The organism is Bradyrhizobium sp. 17, assembly GCF_023073515.1.
GTDB lineage: Bacteria > Pseudomonadota > Alphaproteobacteria > Rhizobiales > Xanthobacteraceae > Bradyrhizobium > Bradyrhizobium canariense_D.
In genome coordinates this window covers 85204-109012 of sequence record NZ_JADPJQ010000065.1, presented here as the reverse complement: position 1 = coordinate 109012, position 23809 = coordinate 85204, and the positions used below count along the sequence as shown (strand labels likewise).

Genomic DNA, 23809 nt, shown 5'->3' with positions numbered 1-23809 from the left:
GTTTTGGTTGAGCCGACGGGTCGCGGCGTACTGGATTCCCCGCCTTCGCGGGGAATGACACCGAAGACGTGGCGCTGCCGACGCGTCCCTCAAGCCACCCGGAACCCGCCCAAAACGTCGCAGGAAAACCGCTGGACAGTATTTACCCAACGGGTTAATTTCTCGCCCAACGAACAAGACTGCCGGGAGTGAGACGTGGCTGAGCTGAAGCCGCAGAGTGCGGTGTCCAAGATGCTGAATGCGGCCTGGATTCGGCCGTTTTTGTTCCTGGTGTTCATCGTCGTGGCCTGGGATCTCGCCATCCGGCTGTTCAAGATTCCCGCCTACCAGATCCCGTCGCCGGGCGATGTCATTGCGGTGCTGCGCACCGATTGGCCGGAACTGTTGCGCCAGTCCTGGCCGACGACTTATGCCACCGTCTGCGGTTTCGCGCTCTCGGCGTTGTTTGGCATCCCCATCGCGATGCTGATCGCGGGCTCCAAGACGGTGGAGAGCTACGTCTATCCGCTGCTGGTGTTCTCGCAATCCGTGCCGAAGATCGCGATCGCGCCGCTGTTCGTAGTCTGGTTTGGCTTCGGCATCATTCCGAAAGTGATTTCGGCGTTCCTGCTCGGCTTCTTTCCGGTGGTGGTCTCCGCCGTGCAGGGCTTCAAATCGGTCGATCCAGATATGGTCGATCTCGCCCGCGCCATGCAGGGCAGCCGCTTCCAGGTGTTTTGCGCGGTGAACCTGCCGCATGCGCTGCCCGCGATCTTCTCCGGCCTCAAAGTGTCAGTGACGCTCGCCGTGGTCGGCGCCGTCGTCGGCGAGTTCGTCGGCTCCAATTCCGGCATCGGCTATGTGATGCAGCGCTCGATCGGCACCTTCGACCTGCCCACGATGTTCGCAGCGCTCGTGATCCTCGCGCTGCTCGGCGTCATCCTGTTCTGGATCGTGGACCGGATCGAGAAGCTGGTCATTCCCTGGCATGTCAGCCAGCGCGAGGACGTGATTTTCGCCTCTTAAGAGCAACCAAAGCAACGAACGGCCGCCAAAGGCCGGCGCAACAACGATAAGGGAGAGTGACGATGAAGCGGTGGATAGGAGCTGTCTCGGCGGCGCTGATGGTGTTCGCAGCCATGCCGGCGCAAGCGGCCGACAAGGTCGTGCTGATGCTCAACTGGTACGTCTATGGCGAGCACGCGCCGTTTTATTACGGCAAGGCCAAGGGCATCTACGCCGCCGAAGGCATCGACCTCGAGATCCAGGAAGGCCGCGGCTCGGCTGCGACCACGCAGGCGGTGGCCGCCAAGACCGCCGATTTCGGCTATGTCGACGTGCCCACCATGATGCGCGCCGCGATCAAGGGCGCCCCGGTGGTCGCGACCGGCGTGCTGCTCCAGACCAGCCCGATGTCCGCGATGGGTTTCGTCGACAAGAACATCAGGAAGCCCGAGGACATCAAGGGCAAGACGGTGGCGATCACGCCGGCCGATTCCATGACGCAGATCTGGCCGCTGTTCCTGAAGAAGACCGGCCTGAAGGAAAGCGACTTCCAGACGGTGGCGGGCGATGGCCAGACCAAGCTCAACGCGGTCATCAACGGCCAGGCTGACCTCTTGCTCGGCTACGTCATGGACCAGTCGATGAAGATCAAGGACGCCACTGGCAAGGACGTCTATCCGATCAAGTTCGCCGACTACGGCATCAACATGGTCTCCTCGGGGATCATCGCCAACACTGACTATGTGAAAGCCAATGCCGACCTCGTCCGCCGCTTCATGTCGGCGACGACGAAAGCGGTCGAAGCCGCCGAGAAGGAGCCGAAGGCCGCGGCACAGTCGATCCTCGATGCCAACCCCAAGGGCGGCAAGATCGACACGCTGACGCAGGGTTTTGAGCTAACCATTCCGCTCTACCGGACTGCTGAGACCAAGAGCAAGCGGCCGTTCCAGGTCACCGACCAGAACATGACCGACAGCGTCAATCTGATGGTCGAATATGGCGGGCTCGATGCCAAGGCCAAGGAGAACCCGAAGGCGTTCTATACCAACGACTATCTGCCGAAGAGCGGTTCGTGAAACCCGCGACAGCCCTGAGTGAAACCCTGCAACCGGCCGCGCATCTGAGACTGGTGAGCGACCGGGCTGCGGGCGATGCGTCGGGCATCAAACTGTCCGGCGTGTCGAAGACCTATAGGACGCGCGACGGCGATGTGCCGTCGTTGCGGCCGCTCGACTTTCACATCAACGACGGCGAGTTCTTCGTCGTGGTCGGCCCATCCGGCTGCGGCAAGTCCACGCTGCTCAAGCTGATCTCGGGACTGCTGCCGCCGACGACGGGCGAGATCCTGGTCGAGGGTGAGAAGGTGACGACGCCGCACGGCAATGTCGGCATCGTGTTCCAGAACGCGCTGCTGCTGCCATGGCGCAACATCCTGTCCAACGTGATGCTGCCGATCGACATGAAGCGGCTGCCGCGGCAGACATATCTCGACCGCGCCAAGGCGCTGTTGAAGCTGGTCGGGCTCGAAGGCTTCGAGAAGAAGCTGCCGTGGCAGCTCTCCGGGGGCATGCAGCAGCGCGCCTCGATCTGCCGCGCGCTGGTGCATGATCCCAGGATCATGCTGATGGACGAGCCGTTCGGCGCCCTCGACGCGTTGACGCGCGAGCGCATGAATGTCGAGCTGATGCGGATCCAGCGCGAGACCAGAAAGACGGTGCTGCTGATCACGCATTCGATCCCCGAGGCCGTGTTCCTCGCCGATCGCGTGCTGGTCATGACCGAGCGGCCCGGCGCGGTCGCCGCGATCTACGACGTCCCGCTGCCGCGCCCGCGCTCGCTCGACGTGATGGCCGACCCTGTGTTCACCGAACTCGTACAGCGCATACGCAAGCATTTCTTCTCGCAAGGTTCGCTGGACTAAAGCCATGGCGCCGCGTCTGAAGCTGCGAGATATCGCGTTCTTCGAACGTCCCGTGCAGTTCGCGCGGCCGTTCCGCTTTGGCGCGATCACGATCAACGCGACGCCGCAGCTGTTCGTGCGGGTCGAGATCGAGGTGGAGGGCCGGGGAAGCGCGGTCGGTGCCAGCGCCGAGCTGCTGGTGCCGAAATGGTTCGACAAGCGGCCGGAACTGTCGCCGGCGCAGACTGTCGATGATTTGCGCCGCGCGCTGGAGATCGCGCGGGGGCTTTATCTCGCGCGAACCGGGTTTTTGACGGCATTCGATCTGCATGCCTCGTGCATCGGTGCCCAGGTCGCGACATGTGCGAAAAAGAACATTCCGGCGCTTGCGGCGGCTTACGGCCCCGCCGAAATCGACAAAGCGATCCTCGATGCGCTGCTCCGCGCTGCCGAGACCAATTTTTTCGACGGCATGGCCGGCAACATCGCCGGCATCGACGCGCGGCTTTCGCCCGACCTGAAGGAGACGGATCTCACGACGTTTCTATCCGGCCGGAAGCCGCTGCCGCGTGTTGCCATCAGGCATACCGTCGGCCTCGACGACACCGTTGAAGGCGAGGGCGGGGTGGCCGATGCCCGCGAGAACTCCGGGGCAAGATACTTCAAGCTGAAGCTATCGGGGGACCCCGTCGCCGATGCAGCGCGGCTGGCGCGCATCGGCAAGGAGCTCGATGCGCTGGACCGTGACTACAACCTGACGCTCGATGCCAACGAGCAATATGCCGATCTCGCAGCCTTGCATGAACTCATCGGCCGGCTCGACCATGACACTGCGCTGCGATCGATTTCATCCAGGCTGCTCTATATCGAGCAGCCAATGCCGCGCGATGTTACGAGGCTGTCGCCGCTCGGCTCTCTCGCTGCGCGCGGTTTCATCATCGACGAAGCCGACGATTCCTACGATACGTTTCCTGCGGCACGGGCGCTTGGCTATCACGGCATCTCGTCGAAATCGTGCAAAGGGCTTTACAAGTCCATCGTCAACGCGACGCGCGCGGCGAAATGGAGCGTGGCCGGCGAAAGATTCTTCGTGACGGGCGAGGACCTGACCTGCCAGGCGGGCGTCGCCGTGCAGCAGGACCTTGCGCTCGGTGCCTTCATCGGCATCACCCATGCCGAACGTAACGGCCACCATTACGTCGATGGCTTCGGTGATACGCCCGCCGCGGAGGCCCAGGTTTGCGCCGTCGCGCATCCCGATCTCTACGCGGATGCCGGGCAGGGCATCCGCCTCTCTATTCACAACGGCGATCTCCTCACGGGATCGCTCAATGCAACGGGATTTGCGACGTCGGTCCATCCGGACTGGTCGGCGCTACGCCCGCTCGAACAGCCCAAATCACTGCAGGAGCAATCGGCATGACCACCCAACGCCTCGGCCTCATCATGAACGGCGTTACCGGCCGCATGGGCCTCAACCAGCATCTGATCCGCTCGATCGTCGCGATCCGCGAGCAGGGCGGCGTCCGCTTGAAGAACGGCGACCGCGTGATGCCGGACCCGATCCTGGTCGGCCGCAGCGCCGAGAAGGTCGAGGCCCTTGCCAAGCGCTACAACGTCACGCGCTGGACCACCGATCTCGATGCCGCCCTCGCCGACAAGAACGACACCATGTTCTTCGATGCCGCGACCACACAGGCACGGCCGGGCCTTCTGACCCAGGCCATCAATGCCGGCAAGCACGTTTATTGCGAGAAGCCGATCGCGACGAACTTCGAGGCGGCGCTCGAGGTCGTCAAGCTCGCCAATTCCAAGGGCATCAAGCACGGCACGGTGCAGGACAAGCTGTTCCTGCCCGGCCTGAAGAAGATCGCCTTCCTGCGCGACTCCGGCTTCTTCGGCCGTATTCTCTCGGTGCGCGGCGAGTTCGGCTATTGGGTGTTCGAAGGCGGCTGGCAGGAGGCGCAGCGGCCGTCATGGAATTACCGCGACGAGGATGGCGGCGGCATCATCCTCGACATGGTTTGCCACTGGCGCTACGTGCTCGACAATCTCTTTGGCGAGGTCGAGAGCGTGAGCTGCATCGGCAACACCGACATCCCCGAGCGTTTCGACGAGCAGGGCAAGAAGTACAAGGCGACCGCCGACGACTCCGCCTATGCCACGTTCCAGCTCAAGGGCGGCGCCATCGCCCACATCAACATGTCCTGGGTGACGCGCGTCTATCGCGACGATCTCGTCACCTTCCAGGTCGACGGCACGCTGGGCTCGGCCGTCGCCGGCCTTTCCGACTGCATGATCCAGGCGCGGCAGGCGACGCCCCGGCCGGTATGGAATCCCGACGAGAAGCGGCTGCACGATTTCTACGGCGACTGGCAGAAGCTGCCTGACAACGTCACCTACGACAACGGCTTCAAGGAGCAGTGGGAGATGTTCATCCGCCACGTCTACGAGGATGCGCCCTACAAGTTCACGCTGCTCGAAGGCGTCAAGGGCGTGCAGCTCGCCGAATGCGCGCTGAAGAGCTGGAAGGAGCGGCGCTGGATCGACGTCGCGCCGATTAAGGTCTGAGGAGGGAATAATGAACAAGCCCGTCCAGCCCAAGCCCGTTCCGTCAACGTCGTCCCTGTCGCTCAAGCTGCCGAAAGCCGATCGCTCGATCGAGACCTACCGGCTCGCGGCCTCGCGAACGTTTCCGGCAAAGCTCGAGGGGCCGCTGAGCCGCATCGCGTTCTCGGCCGTCCATACCGTGACCGATCCCTTTGCCGACAACGACCCGTGGCTCTCCGCCGCTGTCGACTGGGACAAGACTATCGCCTTCCGCGAGCACGTCTGGGACCTCGGGCTTGGCGTTGCGGAAGCCATGGACACCGCGCAACGCGGCATGGGGCTGGACTGGCCGACCTCGCTGGAGCTGATCACGCGCTCGGTGTCTGCCGCCAAGCGTCGCAACGCGCTGGTGTTTTCCGGAGCGGGCACCGACCATCTCGCGGTGGAGGACGCCAGAAATATGGACGACGTGATCCGCGCCTATGAGGAGCAGACATCGGCGGTCGAGAAGGTCGGCGGCCGCATCATCTTGATGGCGTCGCGCGCGCTGGCGAAGCTTGGCCGTAATGCCGACGATTACGCAAAGGTCTATGATCGCGTGCTGTCGCAGGTTCGCGAGCCCGTGATCATCCACTGGCTCGGCGACATGTTCGATCCGGCGCTGACGGGATATTGGGGCACCAACGATCTCGACAAGGCGATGGATATTGCGGTCGCCATCATCAACGGCAACGCCGCCAAGGTCGACGGTGTCAAGGTATCGCTGCTCGACAAGCAGCGCGAGATCGACATGCGCCGTCGTCTCGACAAGCGCATCAAGATGTATACGGGCGACGATTTCAATTATGCGGAGCTGATCGCCGGCGACGTCGAAGGCTTTTCGCACGCGCTGCTCGGCATTTTTGACGCGATCGCGCCGGCGGCGTCCTACGCCTTGTCGCGCCTGGCAGCGGGTGACGAAGCCGGCTTCCACGACGTGCTGGGGCCGACGGTGCCGCTGTCGCGGCACATCTTCAAGGCGCCGACGCGGTTCTACAAGACCGGCGTGGTTTTCATGGCCTATCTCAACGGCCACCAGGACCACTTCACCATGGTCGGCGGGCAGGAGAGCACGCGCTCGACGCTGCATCTGGCCGAACTGTTCCGGCTGGCCGACAAGGCCGGACTGCTCGCCGATCCGGAGCTGGCGACGCGGCGGATGCAGGCGGTGCTCTCAACGCACGGAATCGAATCCTGATGCGTGATTTCTCGTCCGACCATCGTTGGCTGTCGCTCAACACGGCGACAATCCGGAAACAGGGTGATCTCGTCGAGATCATCGACGCCTGTGCCAGGCACGGTATCCGCGCCATCGACCCCTGGCGCGACCAGGTCGCAACCGTCGGCCTCGATCGTGCCGCGCGTGCGGTGCGCGATGCCGGTCTCGACCTATCGGGCTATTGCCGTGGCGGCATGTTCACCTCCGACGCAGCGCGCCGCGGCGAGGTGCGAGACGACAACCGGCGCTGCGTCGATGAAGCCAAGGCACTGGGCGCCCCCTGCGTCGTGCTCGTCGTCGGCGGCCTGCCGCAATATTCGCGGCCGGGCAGCGAGGCGTCGAAGGACATCGCCGGCGCGCGGACGCAGGTCGAGGAAGCGCTCGCCGATATGCTCGATTACGCCAGACAGGCGCAGCTGCCGCTGGCGATCGAGCCGCTGCATCCGGCTTATGCGGCCGACCGCGCCTGCGTCAACACGACGAAGCAGGCGCTCGACATCTGCGACCGGCTCGACCCTGATCGCAGCGGCATGCTCGGCGTCGCGCTCGACGTCTATCACATCTGGTGGGATCCGGAGCTGATGGGGCAGATCGCCCGCGCCGGCCAAGATCGCCTGCTCGCCTTCCATGTCTGCGACTGGCTGGTGCCGACCAGGGACATTCTCAACGACCGCGGCATGATGGGCGACGGCGTGATCGACATCAAATCGGTGCGCGAAGCGGTCGAAGCGCAGGGCTTTGCCGGCTATTCGGAGATCGAAATCTTCTCCAACGACTGGTGGGGTAAACCGTTGGACGAGGTGCTGCAAACCTGCATCGCGCGGCACAAGACGGTGGTTTAGGCCTTCCGGCAATTGTTGCGCGCGGCGGCGCTGATGGCCTGAGATGTCAAATGGTTGCGCGGAATCGCTGGCCCATCCCGCGCCGGTAACCTTCTACTGTGCATGGGGTTGTTTTCGCGTTTTTTCGTTTGAGGCCTCAGCCGATCGCGCAGGGCACGCTCAAAAAGCCGCGGAACCGCACCCGTCCACCCCTGACCGGCCGTCCGCTCACGGCATAGTTCGGGAAGCGCGCCAAGAAGCGTGAGACCGCGATGGCGCCTTCCAATCGTGCCAGCGCCATGCCGGCGCATTGATGCGCGCCGGTGGCGAAGGCGAGATGCCGGTTCGGCGTGCGCGCGATGTCGAATCTCTCGGGGTCCGGAAACTGCGCCGGATCGCGGTTGGCAGCGCCGATGCACAGCGTGATCGACGTGCCCGCTTCGAGCATGACGCCGCCGAGCTCGACCCGCTCCGTGGTCATGCGGTTGCCGAGCTGGTTCGAGGTCTCGTAGCGCAGCATCTCTTCGACCGCAGTCTTGATCAGCTCGGGATGGTCGATCAGCCGCCGCTTCTGATCCGGGTTCCGGTCGAGCGCCACGAGGCCGTTGCCGATCAGGTTGGTGGTGGTCTCGTGGCCGGCATTGAGCAGGAAGATGCAGTTGTGCAGCAGCTCCTTCTCGGTCAGCCGCTCGCCGTTGTCTTCACCCTGTATCAGGCGCGTCAGCACGTCGCGCTCGGAGTTGCCGGGCCTTTCGCGCCGGCGCGCGACCAGCGTTCGGAGGTAGGCGAGGAAGTCCGTCACCGCCTTGTTGCCGCGGGCAGCCACTTCAGGCGACACCACCGGTTCGAGGGCGCCCAGGATCGCCAGCGACCAGTCGCGCAGCGGCGCGCGCTCGTCATGGGGCACGTCAAGCAGATTGCCGATCACCTCGATCGGGATCGAGGCGGCGAAGTCCTCGATCAGTTCGCAATCACCTTTGGCGGCAATGGCGTCAAGCAAGCTGTCGACCAGCTTGATGATGTCAGGCTCCATCCCCGCGATCGCGCGCGGCGACAGCGCGCCCATGATCAGACGCCGCACGCGGGTATGCGCCGGCGGATCGTTGAAGACGAGGCTCGTGGTGTGGTGCTCGTAGAGCGGGGTGTCGCCGTATTTCGGCGCGAACTCGCGCTTCTTGTCCGAGCTGAACGATTTTGTGTTCTTGTAGGTCGTAACGAGGTCGTCATAGCGGGTCAGGAACACGGTGCCGTTGCGCAGGCGCTTGACCGGCTCGTTCTCCCGCAGTGCACGATAGGTCGGGTAGGGATTGTCGTAGAATTCCGCCGTCAGCTGTTCCAGATCGAAACTGGCCGCCAGTTCATTCGCACTTGCGTTCATGCCGCCATACTCGCCGGTTGAGTCCGATATGCTGTATTCGCTCTTTTGAGCGGCTCGGTTCACCGTCTACAGTCGAGCCGCGATTTGCAAGCCGACCGGACAGGAAAATGCACGCCCGCGCTGACGCTGCCGACACGGCCGCCGAGTCCAGCACTCATTGGCCCGACGATATTTTCGCGACCTTGCAACGCTTCGACGTTCGGCAGGTGCCCTACGTGCCCGACGCCGGCCATTCAAAGCTGATCCAGCGCGTGCTGGCATCGTCCACGATGCGCGGCATTCCGCTCACGACGGAGGAGGAGGGCGTGGCGCTTCTCGCCGGCGCATGGACGGGGGGCCAGCGCGGCGTGCTGTTGATGCAGTCGAGCGGGGTCGGCAATTGCATTAACATGCTCTCGCTGATCCCGATCCTGCGCTTTCCCTTCCTCACGCTGGTGACGATGCGTGGCGAGTGGGGCGAGTTCAATCCATGGCAGGTGCCGATGGGATCGACCACGCAGGGCGTGTTCGAACTCTCGGGTGTCAAGGTGCTGCGGGCTTCGACCGCAGCAGAGGTGCCGGCCGTGCTCGAGGCGGCGGCCGCGCAGGCCTACAACGCGCTCACACCCACCGCCGTCCTGCTGTCGCAGCGCCTGATCGGCGCCAAGGTTTTCACCAAATGAGCAAGGCCAATCTCCTCGACCGCCGTCAGGTGGTGTCCACGCTTCTCGCGGACCGCAAGGACGTGGTTGCGATCGGCGGCCTCGGCGCCTCCACCAACGACATGTGCGCAGCCGGCGACCATGCGCGCAATTTCTACCTCTGGGGCGGCATGGGCGGGGCGGCGATGATCGGGTTGGGCCTCGCTCTGGCGCAGCCAAAATTGCCGGTGCTGGTCATCACCGGCGACGGCGAGATGCTGATGGGCATGGGCAGCCTTGCCACTATCGGTCTGCAAAAGCCGTCCAATCTCTCGATCGCGGTGCTCGACAACGAGGCCTATGGTGAGACCGGCGGTCAGACCAGCCACACGGCCGCGGCCGCCGACCTGGTCGGCGTCGCCCGGGCCTGCGGCATCGGGGATAGCCGGTCTGTGACGACCATGGCCGAGGTCGAGGCCTTCGCCAAAGCCGTCCACGACGTCACGGCCGGGCCGCGCTTTGCCAATGTGAAGATCGACAGCGCCAATCTGAAGCGGATTTTGCCCAGCCGGGATGGGACTTACATTCTCAACCGGATCCGCGGCGACCTCGGCTTCCGCCCGATTTAGAACTTGGGATACCTCTAAGAGACGATTCTTGTAGGTTGCATCGCACCATTCGGCTTGACTTTTGCGTGGGTGAGTGCTTACTCACTAGCATGAGCTCATTGCGTATGACGAGCGACCTGAGGCGTCAATTGATCCTCGGCGCCGCAAAGCGTTGCTTTGCCCGACACGGCTATACCGGCACCACGACCAAGAGCGTGGCGGCCGCCGCTGCCATTTCCGAAGCGCTGCTGTTCAAGCATTTCCCGTCCAAGGCCGCGCTTTACGCCGAAATTCTCAGCGATGAATGCGAGGCGGACCCGGCGCTCATGGAGCTGCTCGAACGTGAGCCGTCGACCGCTACGTTGGTCGAAGTGATCCGCGGCATGGTCGGGCATTTCATGCACATCGCCGATGGCCCTGACCAGGAAGAGGCCCAGCGCCTGCGACTGATGACCACGAGTCATTTGGAGGATGGCGAATTTGCCCGGTTGCTATATGCCAAGATCGAGGCGCTGATCGGGGCGGCCTTCGTCGCCTCGCTCGAGCGTGCGGTTGCCGCGGGGGACGCGCGGCCATACAACGGCGAACCGCTCAACCTGTTCTGGTTTGCGCATCACACCGTGATGACGGCTGCGCTGACCAGGCTGCCGGCCACGCCGTGTCTCGCTTACGGCAAGGCGAACGACCTCGAGCGGCAGCTCTGTGAGTTTCTCCTGAGGGGTATCGGACTTAACGACGCCGCAATTGTTTCGCATTTGGGCCGCGATCAGGCCGGTTGTGCGGGCAAGACGGCGATTGCAGAAAGTGCATGACATGAACATCGTGACCGAACACAAGATTTCGGGCGAACCGATCGACAACAAGGCTCCCAAGCGTCCGGTCCGGCCGGTGCTCTGGTTCATCGTCGTCGGCACGCTTCTGGCCGTGCTCGTCGGTGGCCTCGTCTGGTTCAATTATTTCCGCGGCCAGATGATCAAGCAGTTCTTCGCCAACAACAAGCCGCCGCCGGTCGCGGTCAGCGCCGCCGAGGCGAAGTCCGAGGTGGTGCCGAACCTGTTGACCGCCGTCGGTGGTCTCGCCGCCGTGCACCAGGTCGACGTCAGCGCCGACGTCAACGGCCGTGTCACCGAGATCAAGTTCGAGCCGGGCACGCATGTCGAGGCCGGCACACCGCTCGTGCAGATGTTCGACGCGCCGGAGCAGGGCGACCTCGCCAATTACAAGGCGCAGGCCACCGTCGCACAGCTGTCGCTCGATCGCGCCAAGCAACTGGCGTCGCGCCAGTTCGGGCCGCAGGCAACCGTCGACACCGCGCAGGCCGCGTACGATCAGGCGCAGGCGGGTATCGCCAAGACCGAAGCGTTGATCTCGCAGAAGCTGGTCCGCGCGCCGTTCTCCGGCGATCTCGGCGTCCGCAAGGTCGAGGTCGGCCAGTATCTGACCGCCGGCACGGCCATCGTTTCGCTGACGGATCTGTCGGAGCTGTGGGCCAACTTCACGGTGACGGAAAAGGACTCGGGCAGCCTCAAGGTCGGTCAACCGGTCCGGTTGAAGGTCGACGCCTATCCGGGCCGCACCTTCGACGCCAAGATCACCACGATCGAGCCGCAGATCTCGGCCGACACCCGCAACATCCGCGTGCAGGCGACCATCTCCAATCCGGAGAAGATCCTGAAGCCCGGTATGTTCGTGACCACCACGGTGGTGCTGCCGGACAAGCCGGCCGTGGTCACCGTGCCGGAGACGGCGGTCGACTACACTCTGTACGGCGACTCGGTGTTCGTGATCACCGAGAAGAAGGAAGCCGACGGCAAGACCAGCCTGAGCGCGGTGCGCACTTTCGTGCAGACCGGCAACCGGGTCGAAGGCCGCGTCGAAATCGTCAAGGGCGTGAAGCCGGGCGACAAGGTCGTCGCCGTCGGCCAGCTCAAGCTGCAATCGGGCGCGGCGGTGTCGATTTCGACCGACCCGGCTCCGCAGATCCCGGCGCAGCCGCCGCGCTACTGACATCGTACACGTTGCAGCATGATCCGGCACGGCCGGGTCATGCGCTTTGCAAGTCAAAGAAATCGAGATCGCCGCGATGCGCTTTACTGATATTTTCATCAAACGCCCGGTCCTGTCGGTCGTCGTCAGCCTGCTGATCCTGCTGATCGGCCTGCGGGCGGCGACGACGCTGCCGATCCGGCAATATCCGAAGCTGTCGAACACGGTCATCAACATCACGACCGTCTATCCGGGCGCGTCCGCGGACCTGATCCAGGGCTTCATCACCACGCCGATCGAGCAGGCGGTCGCCTCCGCCGAAGGTGTCGACTACATCACCTCGTCCTCGGTGCTCGGCACCTCGACGATCCAGGTCTACATCAAGCTGAACTTCGATCCGAACCAGGCGCTGACCGAGGTTCTGGCCAAGACGAACTCGGTCAAATACCTGATTCCGAAAGAATCCAACGACCCGATCGTCACCAAGACCACGGGCCAGACCACGGCCGTGATGTATCTCGGATTCTCGTCCGAAGAGCTGTCGGGCTCGGCGATCTCGGACTACCTGACGCGCGTTGTGCAACCGGTGCTGTCGACCGTCGACGGCGTCGCCTCCGCCGACATTCTCGGCGGCCAGACCTTTGCGATGCGGCTGTGGCTTGATCCCCTGAAGATGGCCGGCCGCAACGTGTCGCCTGCGGATGTCGCGACCGCGATCACCGCCAACAACTTCCAGTCTGCGGCGGGGCAGACCAAGGGCTATCTCATCGTCTCGAACGTATCGACCAATACGGGCCTGACCGACGTCAACCAGTTCAAGAAGATGATCGTCAAGGCCAAGGACGGCGGCTTCGTGCGGATGGAGGACATCGCCACCGTCGAACTTGCGGCCCAAAGCACGGACGCGAGCGTCGCCTTCAACGGCGAGCACGCCATCTTCATCGGTGTGCAGGCGACGCCGCAGGGCAACCCGCTGACGCTGGTCAAGGGCGTGCGGGCGCTATTCCCCGAGCTGGAGCGCAATCTGCCACCGTCGATGAAGATGAAGGTCGCCTACGATTCGACCAAGTTCATCCAATCCTCGATCGACGAGGTCGAGAAGACACTGGGTGAAGCCGTGATCATCGTGATCGTGGTGATCTTCCTGTTCCTGGCGTCGTTCCGTTCGGTCATCATTCCCGTTGTCACCATCCCGTTATCGATGATCGGCGTCTGCACGCTGATGCTGGCGCTGGGCTTCAGCTTCAACCTGTTGACCCTGCTCGCGATGGTGCTGGCGATCGGCCTCGTGGTCGACGACGCCATCGTCGTGGTGGAAAACATCCATCGTCATCTGGAGGAAGGGAAAACGCCGGTCCAGGCGTCGCTGGAAGGCGCGCGCGAAATCGTGGGCCCCGTCGTCTCGATGACCATCACGCTCGCAGCCGTGTACGCGCCGATCGGTTTCCTCGGCGGCCTGACCGGCTCGCTGTTTCGCGAATTCGCCTTCACGCTTGCGGGCTCGGTGATCGTGTCCGGCGTGATCGCGCTGACGCTGTCGCCGATGATGTGCTCGGTGCTGCTGAAGAACACCGAAGAGGGGCGCTTTGCGAAGCTCGTCAACAGGGTGTTTGGCGCGCTGACGCGGTGGTACGGGCGCAGGCTCGACCGGTCGCTCGACTACAAGGCCATCACCGGCCTGTTTGCGGTGACCATCCTCGGGCTCGTCGGCTTCCTCTACATGCACACGTCGAAGGAGCTGGCGCCTGAGGAAGACCAGGGCATCGTGTTTGCGGTGACCAAGGCGCCGAAATACGCCAACATCGACTACGTCGACTTTTATGGCGAGAAGCTCGACACGGAATTCCAGAAATTCCCCGAGACCGATCTGCGCTTCGTGCTGAACGGGATCAACGGCCCGCAGGGCGGTATCGCCGGCATGCTGCTCAAGCCCTGGGAGGAGCGCAAGCGCTCGTCGATCCAGCTGAAGTCGTTGGTGCAGGCCGAGCTTTCCAAGATCGAGGGCGTGCAGGCGTTCGCGTTCAACCTGCCGCCGCTGCCGGGCGGCCCGGGCGGCCTCCCGGTGCAGATGGTGATCAACTCCACCGCCAGTTTCCAGACTGTCTACGAACAGATGGAGAAGCTGAAGGCCGCCGCCCGCAAGAGCGGAATGTTCATCGTCTCCGACAGTGATCTTGCCTACAACCAGCCGAACGTGAAGGTGACGATCAACCGCACCAAGGCGCAGGATCTCGGCGTCAACATGCAGAACCTCGGCAGCACGCTCGCGGTGCTGCTCGGCGGCAACTACATCAACCGGTTCAACCTCGAGGGCCGTTCCTATCAGGTCATCCCGCAGGTGCCGCGCGGCCAGCGGCTCTCGCCGGAATCGCTTGCCGGCTACTATGTGACCACCAACACCGGCCAGCAGCTTCCGCTCTCGACGGTTGTGTCGATCGAGACCAAGACCGAGCCGAATTCGCTGACACATTATAATCAGCTCAATTCGGCGACCTTCTCGGCCGTGCCGATGCCGGGCGTGACCGTCGGTGCGGCGGTCGACTTCCTCGAGAGCGAGGCCAAAAACCTGCCGCAAGGCTTCAGCCATGCTTATCTGGCTGACAGCAGACAGTATGTGCAGGAAGGCAACCAGCTTGCGATCACCTTCGGCTTCGCGCTGATCATCATCTTCCTGGTGCTGGCGGCGCAGTTTGAGAGCTTGCGCGATCCGCTGGTCATCATGATCTCGGTGCCAATGGCGATCGTTGGCGCACTGATCCCGCTGTTCTTCGGCGTGGCGACCATGAACATCTACACCCAGGTCGGCCTGCTGACCTTGGTGGGCCTGATCACCAAGCACGGCATCCTGATGGTGGAGTTCGCCAACGAGCTCCAGATCAACGAGCGGCTCGATCGCCGCTCCGCCATCGAAATGTCGGCCCGTATTCGTCTGCGGCCGATCCTCATGACCACGGCCGCGATGGTGACGGGCCTGATCCCGCTCCTGACCGCGACCGGCGCAGGGGCCGCCAGCCGCTTCTCGATCGGTCTGGTGGTCGTGGCCGGCATGTCGATCGGCACGTTGTTCACGCTGTTCGTGTTGCCGGCGGTCTACGTGGTGCTGGCGACCGACCATCGCGCGGCGGCCGATTCCGAGCGGAACAAGCAGGTCAACGACCTCGACCTCAACGCCAAGGCGCTGCGGCCGACCTGAGGCCACCGATAAAGCGAACCCGAGGGCGGCAGCGGCCAATCCGCTGCCGCCCTTTTCTATTTGCCTCGGGGGCCCGGCTGCCATCAGGCTTTCCCGCGCTCGCGAGAGACAAGGTCCGGTCTTCTTGCTAGGTTCAGCGGGATGAGCCTTCCCCTCCATCCCGACACCCCGCAAGCACGGACGCTGCCGAGCGCCGCGGGGGATGGCGTCGCGTCCGGTACGATGCCGGGGCAGGGAATCAGGACGCGGCTGTTCACCAAATATGTCGCGTTGTTCGTGGCCGTCGTCGCGATCGCGCTGCTGGCCAACGGCCTGTTCGAGGTCGTCTTTTATTATCGCGAGCACAAGGCCGCGCTGATCCGCGTTCAGCATGAACAGGCCGAGGCGGCCGCTGCCAAGATCGGTCAGTTCGTCAAGGAGATCGAGAGCCAGCTCGGCTGGACCACGCAGCTGCCCTGGTCGGCGGGCTCGCTCGAGCAGCGCCGCTTCGATGCGCTGCGGCTGCTGCGCCAGGTCCCTGCGGTCACCGAGCTCGCGCAGGTCGATGCGACCGGCAAGGAGCGGCTGCGGGTCTCGCGGCTTGCCATGGACGCGACCGACAGCGGGATCGACCTGTCGGAGGATCCGAAGTTTACCGAGGCGGTCGCGCACAAGGTCTATTACGGTCCGGTCTATTTCCGCAGGGAGTCCGAGCCGTATATGACCCTGGCGCAGGCTGGGTCGCGCAAGGATGCCGGCGTCAGTATCGCGGAGGTCAATCTCAAGCTGATCTGGGACGTCGTCTCCCAGATCAAGGTCGGCGAGCACGGACACGCCTACGTGGTGGGTCCGGAGGGACGCCTGATCGCGCACCCCGATATCAGCCTGGTCCTGCGCAACACCGACATGTCTGGTCTCACCCAGGTGCGCGCCGCGCTTGCCGGAGGCAGCGCCGCGTTCGACCCGCTTTCCGAAGCGCGCAATCTCCAGGGACAGACGGTGCTGACCGCGTCGGCCCCGATCGCGCCGCTGCACTGGACCATGTTCGTCGAGCTCCCGGTCGAGGAGGCCTATGCGACGCTCTATGCCGCGTTGGAACGGCTTGCATTCGTGCTGCTCGCGGCGTCGATCTTCGCGGTGCTTGCCGGGATATTCCTCGCGCGCCGCATGGTCGGGCCGATCCAGGCGCTGCGCAGCGGTGCCGAGCGCATCGGCAGTGGCGATTTCTCCCAGCGCATCTCGATCCGAACCGGAGACGAACTGGAGGGGCTCGCGGACCAGTTCAATGACATGGGCGAGCGCCTGCAGGAATCCTATGCGGACCTGGAGAAGAAGGTCGAGGTGAGAACCGCCGAGTTGACCGAGTCGCTCGAGCAGCAGACGGCGACGTCGGAAGTGTTGCAGGTCATCAGTTCGTCTCCGGGCGAACTCGCACCGGTGTTCCACAAGATGCTCGAGAATGCCACACGAGTCTGTGGCGCGAGTTTCGGCGTCATGAATTTGTGGGATGGAGAGAATTTCACAATTGCTGCGGACTACAATGTGCCGCCTGCGTTCGCGGCTTCGCGGAAAGATATGGCGATCCGTCCCCATCCGGAGAGCGCGCTTGCCGTGGTCGTCAGAACACGTCAAGTCGTCCACGTTCACGATGTGCAACAAACTCCGGCCTATCTTGCCGGAGGTCCGACCATTCGTGGAATCTCAGACGTCGCCGGCGCCCGTACGATCGTAATCGTGCCCATGATGAGGGAAAGCGAGCTGATCGGAACCGTCGCGGTTTATCGCAAGGAGGTCCGGCCGTTCACCGACAAGCAAATCGCGTTGGTTGAGAACTTCACGAAGCAAGCCGTCATCGCCATCGAGAATACGCGACTGCTGAACGAATTGCGCAAGCGCACGACGGAGCTGTCGCAATCCCTCGACGATCTTCGCACCGCGCAGGACCGCCTGGTCCAGACCGAGAAGCTCGCGTCGCTCGGCCAGCTCACGGCGGGAATCGCGCACGAGATCAAGAACCCACTCAATTTCGTCAACAATTTCTCGGCGGTGTCGACCGAGTTGATCGACGAGCTCAACGAGGCGCTGCAGGCGGCCTCGCTCGACGGCAAGACGAAGGCGGAGGTCGACGAGCTGACTGGCATGCTCAGGAGCAACCTCGAAAAGGTGGTGCAGCACGGCAAGCGCGCCGATTCCATCGTCAGGAACATGCTCCTGCATTCGCGCGAGGGCTCCGGAGAGCGCCGTCCGGCGGACATCAATGCCATCGTCGAGGAAAGCCTCAACCTCGCCTATCACGGCGCGCGAGCCGAGAAGCCTGGCTTCAACGTCACGATAGAGCGCGGCTTCGACCCCGCCGCAGGCATGGTCGATATCTATCCGCAGGAAATTACGCGAGTCGTCCTCAATCTGATCTCGAATGGCTTCTACGCCACTGCCCAGCGCAAGGAGAGCGCCGCAGACGCCTTCGAGCCCACCCTGCGCGCAGCAACCAGAACGCTCGGCGACAGGGTCGAAATCCGCATTCGCGACAACGGCACCGGGATCCCGTCCGAGGTGAAGGAGAAGATGTTCAATCCCTTCTTCACCACCAAGCCGGCCGGCGAGGGCACCGGGCTCGGCCTTTCCATGAGCCATGACATCGTGGTGAAACAGCACGGCGGCACGATCGACGTGAACACCGCACCAGGCGTATTCACCGAATTCATCATCACCCTGCCGCGCGTAATGGCGGCGGACGGCACTTCCGGAGGCAAGACTTGAACGTTTACATCCTGGTCGTCGATGACGAGCCCGACGTCGAGGCGCTGTTCCGGCAGCAGTTTCGGCGCGATTTGCGCGCCGGCCGCTTCCAGATGGAATTCGCGTCGTCGGCACCCGATGCGCTGAAGCTCGCCGCCGAGGTGCGCGATCCCTCGTTGATCCTGATTTTGTCCGACATCAACATGCCCGGCATGAGCGGGCTCGACATGCTGCCGAAGGTGCGTCTTGCGCATCCGGACGTTCCCGTCATTATGATCACCGCCTATGGCGACGCCGAGACGCGCCGGAAGGCGATCGAGCGCGGCGCGGTCGCACTCCTCACCAAGCCGATCGATTTCGCGCTGCTGCGGCAGGAAATCGACACAAGGCTCGAGAAAGCCGCATGACCGCGACCATCCTCTTCGTCGACGACGAGCCGGATCTCGAGGCGTTGGTCCTGCAAAAATTCCGCAAGCAGATTCGCGATGGGTCGGTGACCATCATGTTCGCGCGAGACGGCGTCGAGGCGTTGCAATCGCTCGAGCAGAATCCGCATGTCGACGTGGTGGTCTCCGACATCAACATGCCAAGGATGGATGGGTTGTCACTGCTGGCGAAGCTCCAGGAAGCGGACGACAAGAAGTCCACCATCATCTTGTCGGCCTATGGCGATATGAGCAACATTCGCACTGCGATGAACCGCGGCGCGTTCGACTTTCTGACCAAACCGATCGATTTCGCCGACCTGGAGATGACGATCGAGAAGACCATCCGCCATATCGAGATGCTGCGGGAGGTGCGGCGCCGCCAGACGGAAGCCGAGCGCGCTCACGCCGCGCTCTCGCGTCATTTCTCGCCCGAGCTCGCCAAGCGTCTGGCGGCCGGCGGTGAGAGCGAGGGAATCGAAGTGCAGTGGCGCGATATCGCGACCATCTTCACGGATATAACGGGCTTCACCTCGCTGGTCGAGAGTGCGCCGCCGGAGACGCTGGGCGCGCTTCTCAACGAATATGTCGGCGGCATGACCGAAATCGTCTTCACGCATGAGGGGACGGTTGCCAAGATCATCGGCGATGCAATCCAGGTGCTCTTCAATGCGCCCGGAGATCAGCCCGATTATGCGACGCGTGCGGTTGCCTGCGCGCACGATCTCGACGCCTGGGCGGAGGATTTTTCCGCGCGCTGGAAGCCGAGAGGGGTGAATTTCGGCACCACCCGCATCGGCATTCACGCCGGGCCGGCACTGGTCGGAAATTTCGGCGGCAACCGGTTTTTCGACTACACCGCGTATGGCGACTCCATCAACATCGCGGCGCGACTGGAAGCCGCGAACAAGCATCTGGGCACGCGGATTTGCGTCAGTGCCGGCATCGCCGAGGCGGCTGAGAATTTTCGAGGTCGTCCCGTCGGGGAGCTGATGCTGCGCGGACGCAGCGAAGCGTTGCGCGCGTTCGAGCCGCTGACGCCGGCCCAATTCGCTGCGCCGGAAACGGCGCTGTATTCCGAAGCTTTTGCCAAGATGGAAGCCGGTGATGCCGCCGCCATGCCGGCTTTCGCGGCGCTGGTCGGCATGCATGCCGGCGATTCCCTGGCCGGCTTTCACCTGAAGCGCCTGCTTAACGGCGACAAGGGCATTCGCATGCAACTGGAATAGGAGTCCGACATGATTGGTGAATTCTCCGCCGGCAACTACCGTTTCATTCCGTCCGTATTCCAGTATTCGGCCGGTGCGGCCGCAGACGATGGCTATGAGATCGAGCGCGTCCGCTTCGACCGGCTGGTGCCGCTCGCCGAAGGCTTTGCGCTTGCCGCGAAGTATATTCAGGAGGCGGGGCGGCCGCTGACGGCCTTCTGCGCTTGCGAACTGCGCTCGCCCGCGGCCTTCAGCGAAGAAGGTTTTCGCGCGTTCAACCTGCACTATGTGAAGACGTTGTCCGAATGGGGCATCTTCGACGGCACCACCAATCCGGTGGCGCGCAGCAATGTCTGTCCAGAGATCGATCCACCGGCCGAGCCGTCGTTCTACGCGTTCTCCTTCACGCGGCCGACAAGCTCGAAGACGCCGAGCTTCGTGATTTCCGGCGGCGCCGAGGCGCGCGAGGGCGGCGGGACCTATGTCGAGCGCACCGTGCGCTACCGCGACCTCAGCCCGGAAGGCCTTCGCGAGAAGGTGCGCTTCACGACGACGTCCCAGATGGAGAACAGGATGACGGCCTTCGGCTTCGGCTGGAAGGACACGACGGGCGTGCAGGCCTATTCCGTGCACGACTTCCACCACGCGCTGGTCGACGAACTCGTCCGCCGCGGGGCGTTGCGGTCCGGCCTGACCTGGCACTATGCCCGGCCGCCGGTGGTCGATCTCGAATACGAGATGGATTGCCGCCGCGTGATGCGCGAGGTCGTGATCTAGCGCTGGCGTGGATCGAGCGCGTCGCGCAGGCCGTCGCCGAGTAGGTTCAGCGACAGCACCACGAGGAAGATCGCAAGCCCCGGCCAGATCGCCATCCACGGCGCCTGGGTCAGGAAGCGCTGCGCTGCGTTGAGCATGCTGCCCCAGGATGGCGCCGGCGGCTGCTGGCCGAGGCCAAGGAAGGACAGCGCGGCTTCGGCGATAATGGCGGCCGCAATCGACAGCGTCGCCTGCACTAGCAGCGCCGGCAGGATGTTCGGCAGGATGTGCGAGAACGCAATCCGCCACGGCGGATTGCCGAGCGCGCGCGCCGCCTCGACATAGTCCTCAGCCTTGACAACCAGCACCTGGCCGCGGGTCAGGCGGATGAAAATCGGGGTTGCCGAGATGCCGATCGCGATCATGGCGTTGCCAAGGCTCGGACCGAGGAATGCGGCGAGTGCGATCGCCAGGATCAGGAATGGGCAGGCCAGCATCGCGTCAGTCATCCGGCTGATCAGTGCATCGACGAAGCCGCCGCGATAGCCGGCAAGCAGGCCGAGCGGAACGCCGACGCCCAGAGCGATCGCCACCGAGGTGAGGCCGGCGAGCAGCGAGGCGCGGGCGCCGTAGACCACGCGGCTCAGGATGTCGCGACCGAGCTCGTCGGTGCCGAACCAGTGCGCCGCCGTGGGCGGCTTGCGAACCAGGCTCCAGCTCGTCGCGATGGGATCGTAGGGAACGACGAGCGGCGCGAGAGCCGCGAAGCCGACGAACAAACTGATCATGACAAGTCCGAACACTGCGGCCTTGCGTTTGAACAGGCGCCGCCGGGCGCGACGCGCCGGGCTGTCCAGCTCGTCAGCTTGCGCGATGGGAGCAGCGGGCAGGGCGGCATCGGTCATGAGTCTAGCCCCGTAGCCGCGGATTGACGAGGATGTAGGCGACATCGGCAACCAGGTTCAGTGTGATGTAGACCGTCGCCGTCACCAGCACGACGCCCTGTACCACCGCGTAGTCGCGGTTGAACACGGCGTCCACGATCAGTTTGCCGAAGCCCGGAATGGAGAAGATCTGCTCAGTCAGAACCGCGCCCGACAAGAGCGTGCCGAGCTCGAGCGCGCCGAGCGTAATGATTGGCGTGAGTGCGTTGCGCATGGCGTGCTTGAGGATGACCGAGCGTTCGGACAATCCCTTGGCGCGCGCGGTGCGGACATAGTCGCTTTCCAGCACCTGCAGCATGGCGCTCCGGGTGTGCCGCATTAGGACCGCGGAAATTGCGTTGCCGAGCACGAAGGCCGGCATGATGGTGGCGGCGAGGCTCGCGCGCCAGTTCTCAGTCAACGGCACGTAGCCGGACGCCGGCAGCCAGCCGAGTTCGATCGAGAACAGGAAGATCAGCATGATGCCGAGCCAGAAATTCGGCGTCGAGATGCCCCACAGCGCGAACAAATTGGCACCATAATCCCAGACGGTGCCCCTTTTCACGGCGGAGACGATGCCGGCGGGAATGCCGATCAAGAGCGCGATCAACATTGCCATCGAGCCGAGCTGGAGCGTCACCGGCAGCTTCTGCGCGATCAGCTCGCGCACCGGCATCTTGTTGCGCAGCGATTCACCGAAATTGCCTGATAGAACGCCCTTGAGCCAATAAACGTACTGCACGGGGATCGGCTGATCGAGCCGGTATTGCTGGCGGATCTGCTCGATCACGGCGGGATCGCGCTCCTCACCGGCCATCACCAGCGCTGGATCACCTGGCAACAATTGCTGGAGCGAGAAGATCAGCACCGACACGAAGAACAGTGTCGGCACGATCTGCGCGATGCGGCGGGCGAGGAAGTTCAGCATGGCGCCAGCCGCGTGTCAGGCGAGGCCACGCTCACTTGAACTTCAGCCCGACCACGCGCACGAGGCCATCCGGCATCTGCTTATAGCCCTGGAGTTTAGTCGTATGCGCAATCAGAAGCGTGCGGTGGTAGATGTAGATGATCGGCAAATCGTTGAGCACGATCCCGGTCAGCTTTTCGTAGATCGCCTTGCGCTCATCGAATTTGGCGGTCAGCCGGCCGTCTTCCATCAGCTTGTCGGCTTCCGGGTTCGAATAGACGCCATCGTTCTGCGGTGCCTTGCTGCGCATGAAGATGTAGGAGTTGCCGTCGGGATCGATGCGGCCGCTCCAGTTGATCTGGAAGATCTGGAACTCGCCGGCCTGGGCCTGCTTGAAGGTGGTCGCGAATTCGACCGCGCGGATCTTGATGTCGAAGCCCGCTTCCGCCGCCATCGACTGGATCACCTGGGCAACCGCTTCGTTCTCCGCGCCCTTGGGGATCATGTAGTCGACGGTCACCGGCGAGGTGATGCCCGCTTCCTTCAGCAGCGCCTTGGCCTTCGCGACGTCGCGGCCGTGGACCGGGAACGCCTTCTGGTAATAGGGATGTGTCGGGCTGACCCATTGATTGCCTGGGGTGAACTCGCCGTTAAAGACAACTTGGTTGAGAGCTTCGCGATCGATCGACAGATCGAGCGCTTGGCGTACTTTCGCCGACTGGCTGAGCGGCCCCTTTGCTTTGTCGTTGCCGATATTGACGGTCAGGCCGTAATAGCCGAGCTCCGGTGCCGTCGACAGCACGAGCCGCGAATCCGCACGCACGTCCTTGATGTCGGTGGCGAGCACGCGCTCGATTAGATCGAGTCCGCCGGACTTCAGGTTGGCAAGGCGCACCGTGGCGTCAACGATCGGCAGGAAGACCACCCGGTCGATATGGATGTTGTCCTTGTTCCAATAGTCGGCGAATTTTTCGAAGACCATGCGGTCCTGCTGCACGCGCTCGACGAACTTGTAGGGACCGGCGCAGACCGGATGCAGGCCGAACTTGTCGCCGGCCTCCTTGGCAGCCTTCGGCGACACCATCATGCCGGAGCGGTCGGTCAGCTGGGCGATCAGCGGGGAGTAAGGTGTCTTAAGCACCAGCTTGATGGTCAGAGGGTCTACGATTTCGACATGGTCGACGCTGGCGAGCTCGGACTTGCGGAACGAGGTCGGCAGCGTCATGTGACGCTCGATCGAGAACTTTGCGGCTTCCGCGTCGAGCGGCTCGCCGTCGTGGAATTTCACGTTGGGCCGGAGCTTGATCGTCATCTCCTTGCCGTCGGGCGAGGTCTCATGCGACAGCGCGAGCTGCGGCACGATGTTGAGCTTCTCGTCGATGTCGAACAGCTTGTCGCAGAAGGCGGAGAACACGATGCGGCCGACATAGGTGCGGCCGATGCTGGGATCGAGGATGTCAGGATCCTCGGCGATGCCGATGCGAAGTGTGGTCTGGGCTTGGGCCGCGCCTACGAGCGACGTCAGCAATGCCGACGCCAGGAGTGCCAAACGCATAGGACTCATCGCTCTCAAC

Annotated in this window: 20 protein-coding genes; 16 read left to right on the top strand and 4 right to left on the bottom strand. The window is 63.5% G+C overall.

Annotated elements, in window-relative coordinates; all coding sequences use genetic code 11:
• Positions 1 to 195 precede the first annotated feature (195 nt).
• The 7 genes from IVB13_RS10285 (at position 196) to IVB13_RS10255 (ending at position 7534) form a co-directional block, all read left to right on the top strand.
• A complete protein-coding gene (locus IVB13_RS10285; RefSeq protein WP_007593901.1) occupies positions 196 to 1005 on the top strand; it encodes an ABC transporter permease in 810 nt (269 codons plus the stop codon).
• Positions 1006 to 1067: 62 nt separating this feature from the next.
• Complete coding sequence (locus IVB13_RS10280) at positions 1068 to 2060, top strand: ABC transporter substrate-binding protein (RefSeq protein WP_204510597.1); 993 nt, start codon at positions 1068 to 1070, stop codon at positions 2058 to 2060.
• Positions 2057 to 2905 (top strand): ABC transporter ATP-binding protein, encoded by an 849-nt coding sequence (locus tag IVB13_RS10275; RefSeq protein ID WP_204510598.1) that lies wholly within the window; start codon positions 2057 to 2059, stop codon positions 2903 to 2905. Before IVB13_RS10280 ends, IVB13_RS10275 begins: the two co-directional genes overlap by 4 nt.
• Positions 2906 to 2909: 4 nt before the next feature.
• Positions 2910 to 4307 carry a hypothetical protein gene (locus IVB13_RS10270; protein WP_247300248.1) on the top strand — a complete coding sequence of 466 codons (1398 nt, stop codon included), beginning with the start codon at positions 2910 to 2912 and terminating at the stop codon, positions 4305 to 4307.
• Entirely contained in the window at positions 4304 to 5455 is a 1152-nt protein-coding gene (locus IVB13_RS10265) for a Gfo/Idh/MocA family oxidoreductase (protein ID WP_204510600.1), read from the top strand. Before IVB13_RS10270 ends, IVB13_RS10265 begins: the two co-directional genes overlap by 4 nt.
• A 10-nt stretch (positions 5456 to 5465) precedes the next feature.
• Complete coding sequence (locus IVB13_RS10260; RefSeq protein ID WP_018457057.1) at positions 5466 to 6671, top strand: dihydrodipicolinate synthase family protein; 1206 nt, start codon at positions 5466 to 5468, stop codon at positions 6669 to 6671.
• Positions 6671 to 7534 carry a sugar phosphate isomerase/epimerase family protein gene (locus IVB13_RS10255; protein ID WP_247488772.1) on the top strand — a complete coding sequence of 288 codons (864 nt, stop codon included), beginning with the start codon at positions 6671 to 6673 and terminating at the stop codon, positions 7532 to 7534. The genes IVB13_RS10260 and IVB13_RS10255 overlap by 1 nt, the downstream gene beginning before the upstream one ends.
• A 136-nt stretch (positions 7535 to 7670) precedes the next feature.
• On the opposite strand, the gene IVB13_RS10250 is transcribed toward IVB13_RS10255, so the two are convergent.
• On the bottom strand, positions 7671 to 8891 hold the full coding sequence (locus IVB13_RS10250) for a cytochrome P450 (protein WP_247488770.1): 1221 nt from the start codon (positions 8889 to 8891) through the stop codon (positions 7671 to 7673).
• 107 nt (positions 8892 to 8998) lie between these two features.
• Between IVB13_RS10250 and IVB13_RS10245 the strand changes: the two genes are divergently transcribed.
• From IVB13_RS10245 to IVB13_RS10205, 9 genes are all read left to right on the top strand, one after another.
• Positions 8999 to 9553 carry a phosphonopyruvate decarboxylase gene (locus IVB13_RS10245; protein WP_204510602.1) on the top strand — a complete coding sequence of 185 codons (555 nt, stop codon included), beginning with the start codon at positions 8999 to 9001 and terminating at the stop codon, positions 9551 to 9553.
• Entirely contained in the window at positions 9550 to 10140 is a 591-nt protein-coding gene (locus IVB13_RS10240) for a thiamine pyrophosphate-dependent enzyme (RefSeq protein WP_247488768.1), read from the top strand. Before IVB13_RS10245 ends, IVB13_RS10240 begins: the two co-directional genes overlap by 4 nt.
• Before the next feature lie 89 nt (positions 10141 to 10229).
• Positions 10230 to 10931: a TetR/AcrR family transcriptional regulator gene (locus IVB13_RS10235; protein ID WP_083926457.1), complete on the top strand. Its 702-nt coding sequence runs from the start codon at positions 10230 to 10232 to the stop codon at positions 10929 to 10931.
• Position 10932: 1 nt separating this feature from the next.
• On the top strand, positions 10933 to 12126 hold the full coding sequence (locus tag IVB13_RS10230) for an efflux RND transporter periplasmic adaptor subunit (RefSeq protein WP_247488767.1): 1194 nt from the start codon (positions 10933 to 10935) through the stop codon (positions 12124 to 12126).
• A gap of 76 nt (positions 12127 to 12202) precedes the next feature.
• Complete coding sequence (locus IVB13_RS10225) at positions 12203 to 15298, top strand: MexW/MexI family multidrug efflux RND transporter permease subunit (RefSeq protein WP_247488764.1); 3096 nt, start codon at positions 12203 to 12205, stop codon at positions 15296 to 15298.
• A gap of 141 nt (positions 15299 to 15439) precedes the next feature.
• Entirely contained in the window at positions 15440 to 18037 is a 2598-nt protein-coding gene (locus IVB13_RS10220; protein WP_026233288.1) for an ATP-binding protein, read from the top strand.
• On the top strand, positions 18034 to 18423 hold the full coding sequence (locus IVB13_RS10215) for a response regulator (protein ID WP_018457048.1): 390 nt from the start codon (positions 18034 to 18036) through the stop codon (positions 18421 to 18423). Before IVB13_RS10220 ends, IVB13_RS10215 begins: the two co-directional genes overlap by 4 nt.
• A complete protein-coding gene (locus tag IVB13_RS10210; RefSeq protein ID WP_247488762.1) occupies positions 18420 to 19670 on the top strand; it encodes an adenylate/guanylate cyclase domain-containing protein in 1251 nt (416 codons plus the stop codon). The genes IVB13_RS10215 and IVB13_RS10210 overlap by 4 nt, the downstream gene beginning before the upstream one ends.
• Before the next feature lie 9 nt (positions 19671 to 19679).
• Positions 19680 to 20426 carry a hypothetical protein gene (locus IVB13_RS10205; protein WP_247488760.1) on the top strand — a complete coding sequence of 249 codons (747 nt, stop codon included), beginning with the start codon at positions 19680 to 19682 and terminating at the stop codon, positions 20424 to 20426.
• On the opposite strand, the gene IVB13_RS10200 is transcribed toward IVB13_RS10205, so the two are convergent.
• Genes IVB13_RS10200 through IVB13_RS10190 form a run of 3 tightly spaced genes read right to left on the bottom strand, consistent with a single transcriptional unit; the run spans position 20423 to position 23799 of the window.
• Positions 20423 to 21310: an ABC transporter permease gene (locus IVB13_RS10200; protein ID WP_247488758.1), complete on the bottom strand. Its 888-nt coding sequence runs from the start codon at positions 21308 to 21310 to the stop codon at positions 20423 to 20425. The genes IVB13_RS10205 and IVB13_RS10200 overlap by 4 nt on opposite strands.
• A 4-nt stretch (positions 21311 to 21314) precedes the next feature.
• On the bottom strand, positions 21315 to 22256 hold the full coding sequence (locus IVB13_RS10195) for an ABC transporter permease (RefSeq protein WP_018457044.1): 942 nt from the start codon (positions 22254 to 22256) through the stop codon (positions 21315 to 21317).
• A gap of 31 nt (positions 22257 to 22287) precedes the next feature.
• Positions 22288 to 23799, bottom strand: coding sequence for an ABC transporter substrate-binding protein (locus IVB13_RS10190; RefSeq protein WP_026233287.1), 1512 nt, complete (start codon positions 23797 to 23799; stop codon positions 22288 to 22290).
• Positions 23800 to 23809: the final 10 nt, after the last annotated feature.

What these genes read in the sequence shown, in the direction of transcription:
- IVB13_RS10280 (WP_204510597.1), top strand. Translation starts at nt 1,068, where the DNA reads ATGAAGCGGTGGATAGGAGCTGTCTCGGCGGCGCTGATGGTGTTCGCA.
- IVB13_RS10270 (WP_247300248.1), top strand. Translation starts at nt 2,910, where the DNA reads ATGGCGCCGCGTCTGAAGCTGCGAGATATCGCGTTCTTCGAACGTCCC.
- IVB13_RS10265 (WP_204510600.1), top strand. Translation starts at nt 4,304, where the DNA reads ATGACCACCCAACGCCTCGGCCTCATCATGAACGGCGTTACCGGCCGC.
- IVB13_RS10260 (WP_018457057.1), top strand. Translation starts at nt 5,466, where the DNA reads ATGAACAAGCCCGTCCAGCCCAAGCCCGTTCCGTCAACGTCGTCCCTG.
- IVB13_RS10255 (WP_247488772.1), top strand. Translation starts at nt 6,671, where the DNA reads ATGCGTGATTTCTCGTCCGACCATCGTTGGCTGTCGCTCAACACGGCG.
- IVB13_RS10250 (WP_247488770.1), bottom strand. Translation starts at nt 8,891, where the DNA reads ATGAACGCAAGTGCGAATGAACTGGCGGCCAGTTTCGATCTGGAACAG.
- IVB13_RS10245 (WP_204510602.1), top strand. Translation starts at nt 8,999, where the DNA reads ATGCACGCCCGCGCTGACGCTGCCGACACGGCCGCCGAGTCCAGCACT.
- IVB13_RS10240 (WP_247488768.1), top strand. Translation starts at nt 9,550, where the DNA reads ATGAGCAAGGCCAATCTCCTCGACCGCCGTCAGGTGGTGTCCACGCTT.
- IVB13_RS10235 (WP_083926457.1), top strand. Translation starts at nt 10,230, where the DNA reads ATGAGCTCATTGCGTATGACGAGCGACCTGAGGCGTCAATTGATCCTC.
- IVB13_RS10230 (WP_247488767.1), top strand. Translation starts at nt 10,933, where the DNA reads ATGAACATCGTGACCGAACACAAGATTTCGGGCGAACCGATCGACAAC.
- IVB13_RS10225 (WP_247488764.1), top strand. Translation starts at nt 12,203, where the DNA reads ATGCGCTTTACTGATATTTTCATCAAACGCCCGGTCCTGTCGGTCGTC.
- IVB13_RS10220 (WP_026233288.1), top strand. Translation starts at nt 15,440, where the DNA reads ATGAGCCTTCCCCTCCATCCCGACACCCCGCAAGCACGGACGCTGCCG.
- IVB13_RS10210 (WP_247488762.1), top strand. Translation starts at nt 18,420, where the DNA reads ATGACCGCGACCATCCTCTTCGTCGACGACGAGCCGGATCTCGAGGCG.
- IVB13_RS10205 (WP_247488760.1), top strand. Translation starts at nt 19,680, where the DNA reads ATGATTGGTGAATTCTCCGCCGGCAACTACCGTTTCATTCCGTCCGTA.
- IVB13_RS10200 (WP_247488758.1), bottom strand. Translation starts at nt 21,310, where the DNA reads ATGACCGATGCCGCCCTGCCCGCTGCTCCCATCGCGCAAGCTGACGAG.
- IVB13_RS10195 (WP_018457044.1), bottom strand. Translation starts at nt 22,256, where the DNA reads ATGCTGAACTTCCTCGCCCGCCGCATCGCGCAGATCGTGCCGACACTG.
- IVB13_RS10190 (WP_026233287.1), bottom strand. Translation starts at nt 23,799, where the DNA reads ATGAGTCCTATGCGTTTGGCACTCCTGGCGTCGGCATTGCTGACGTCG.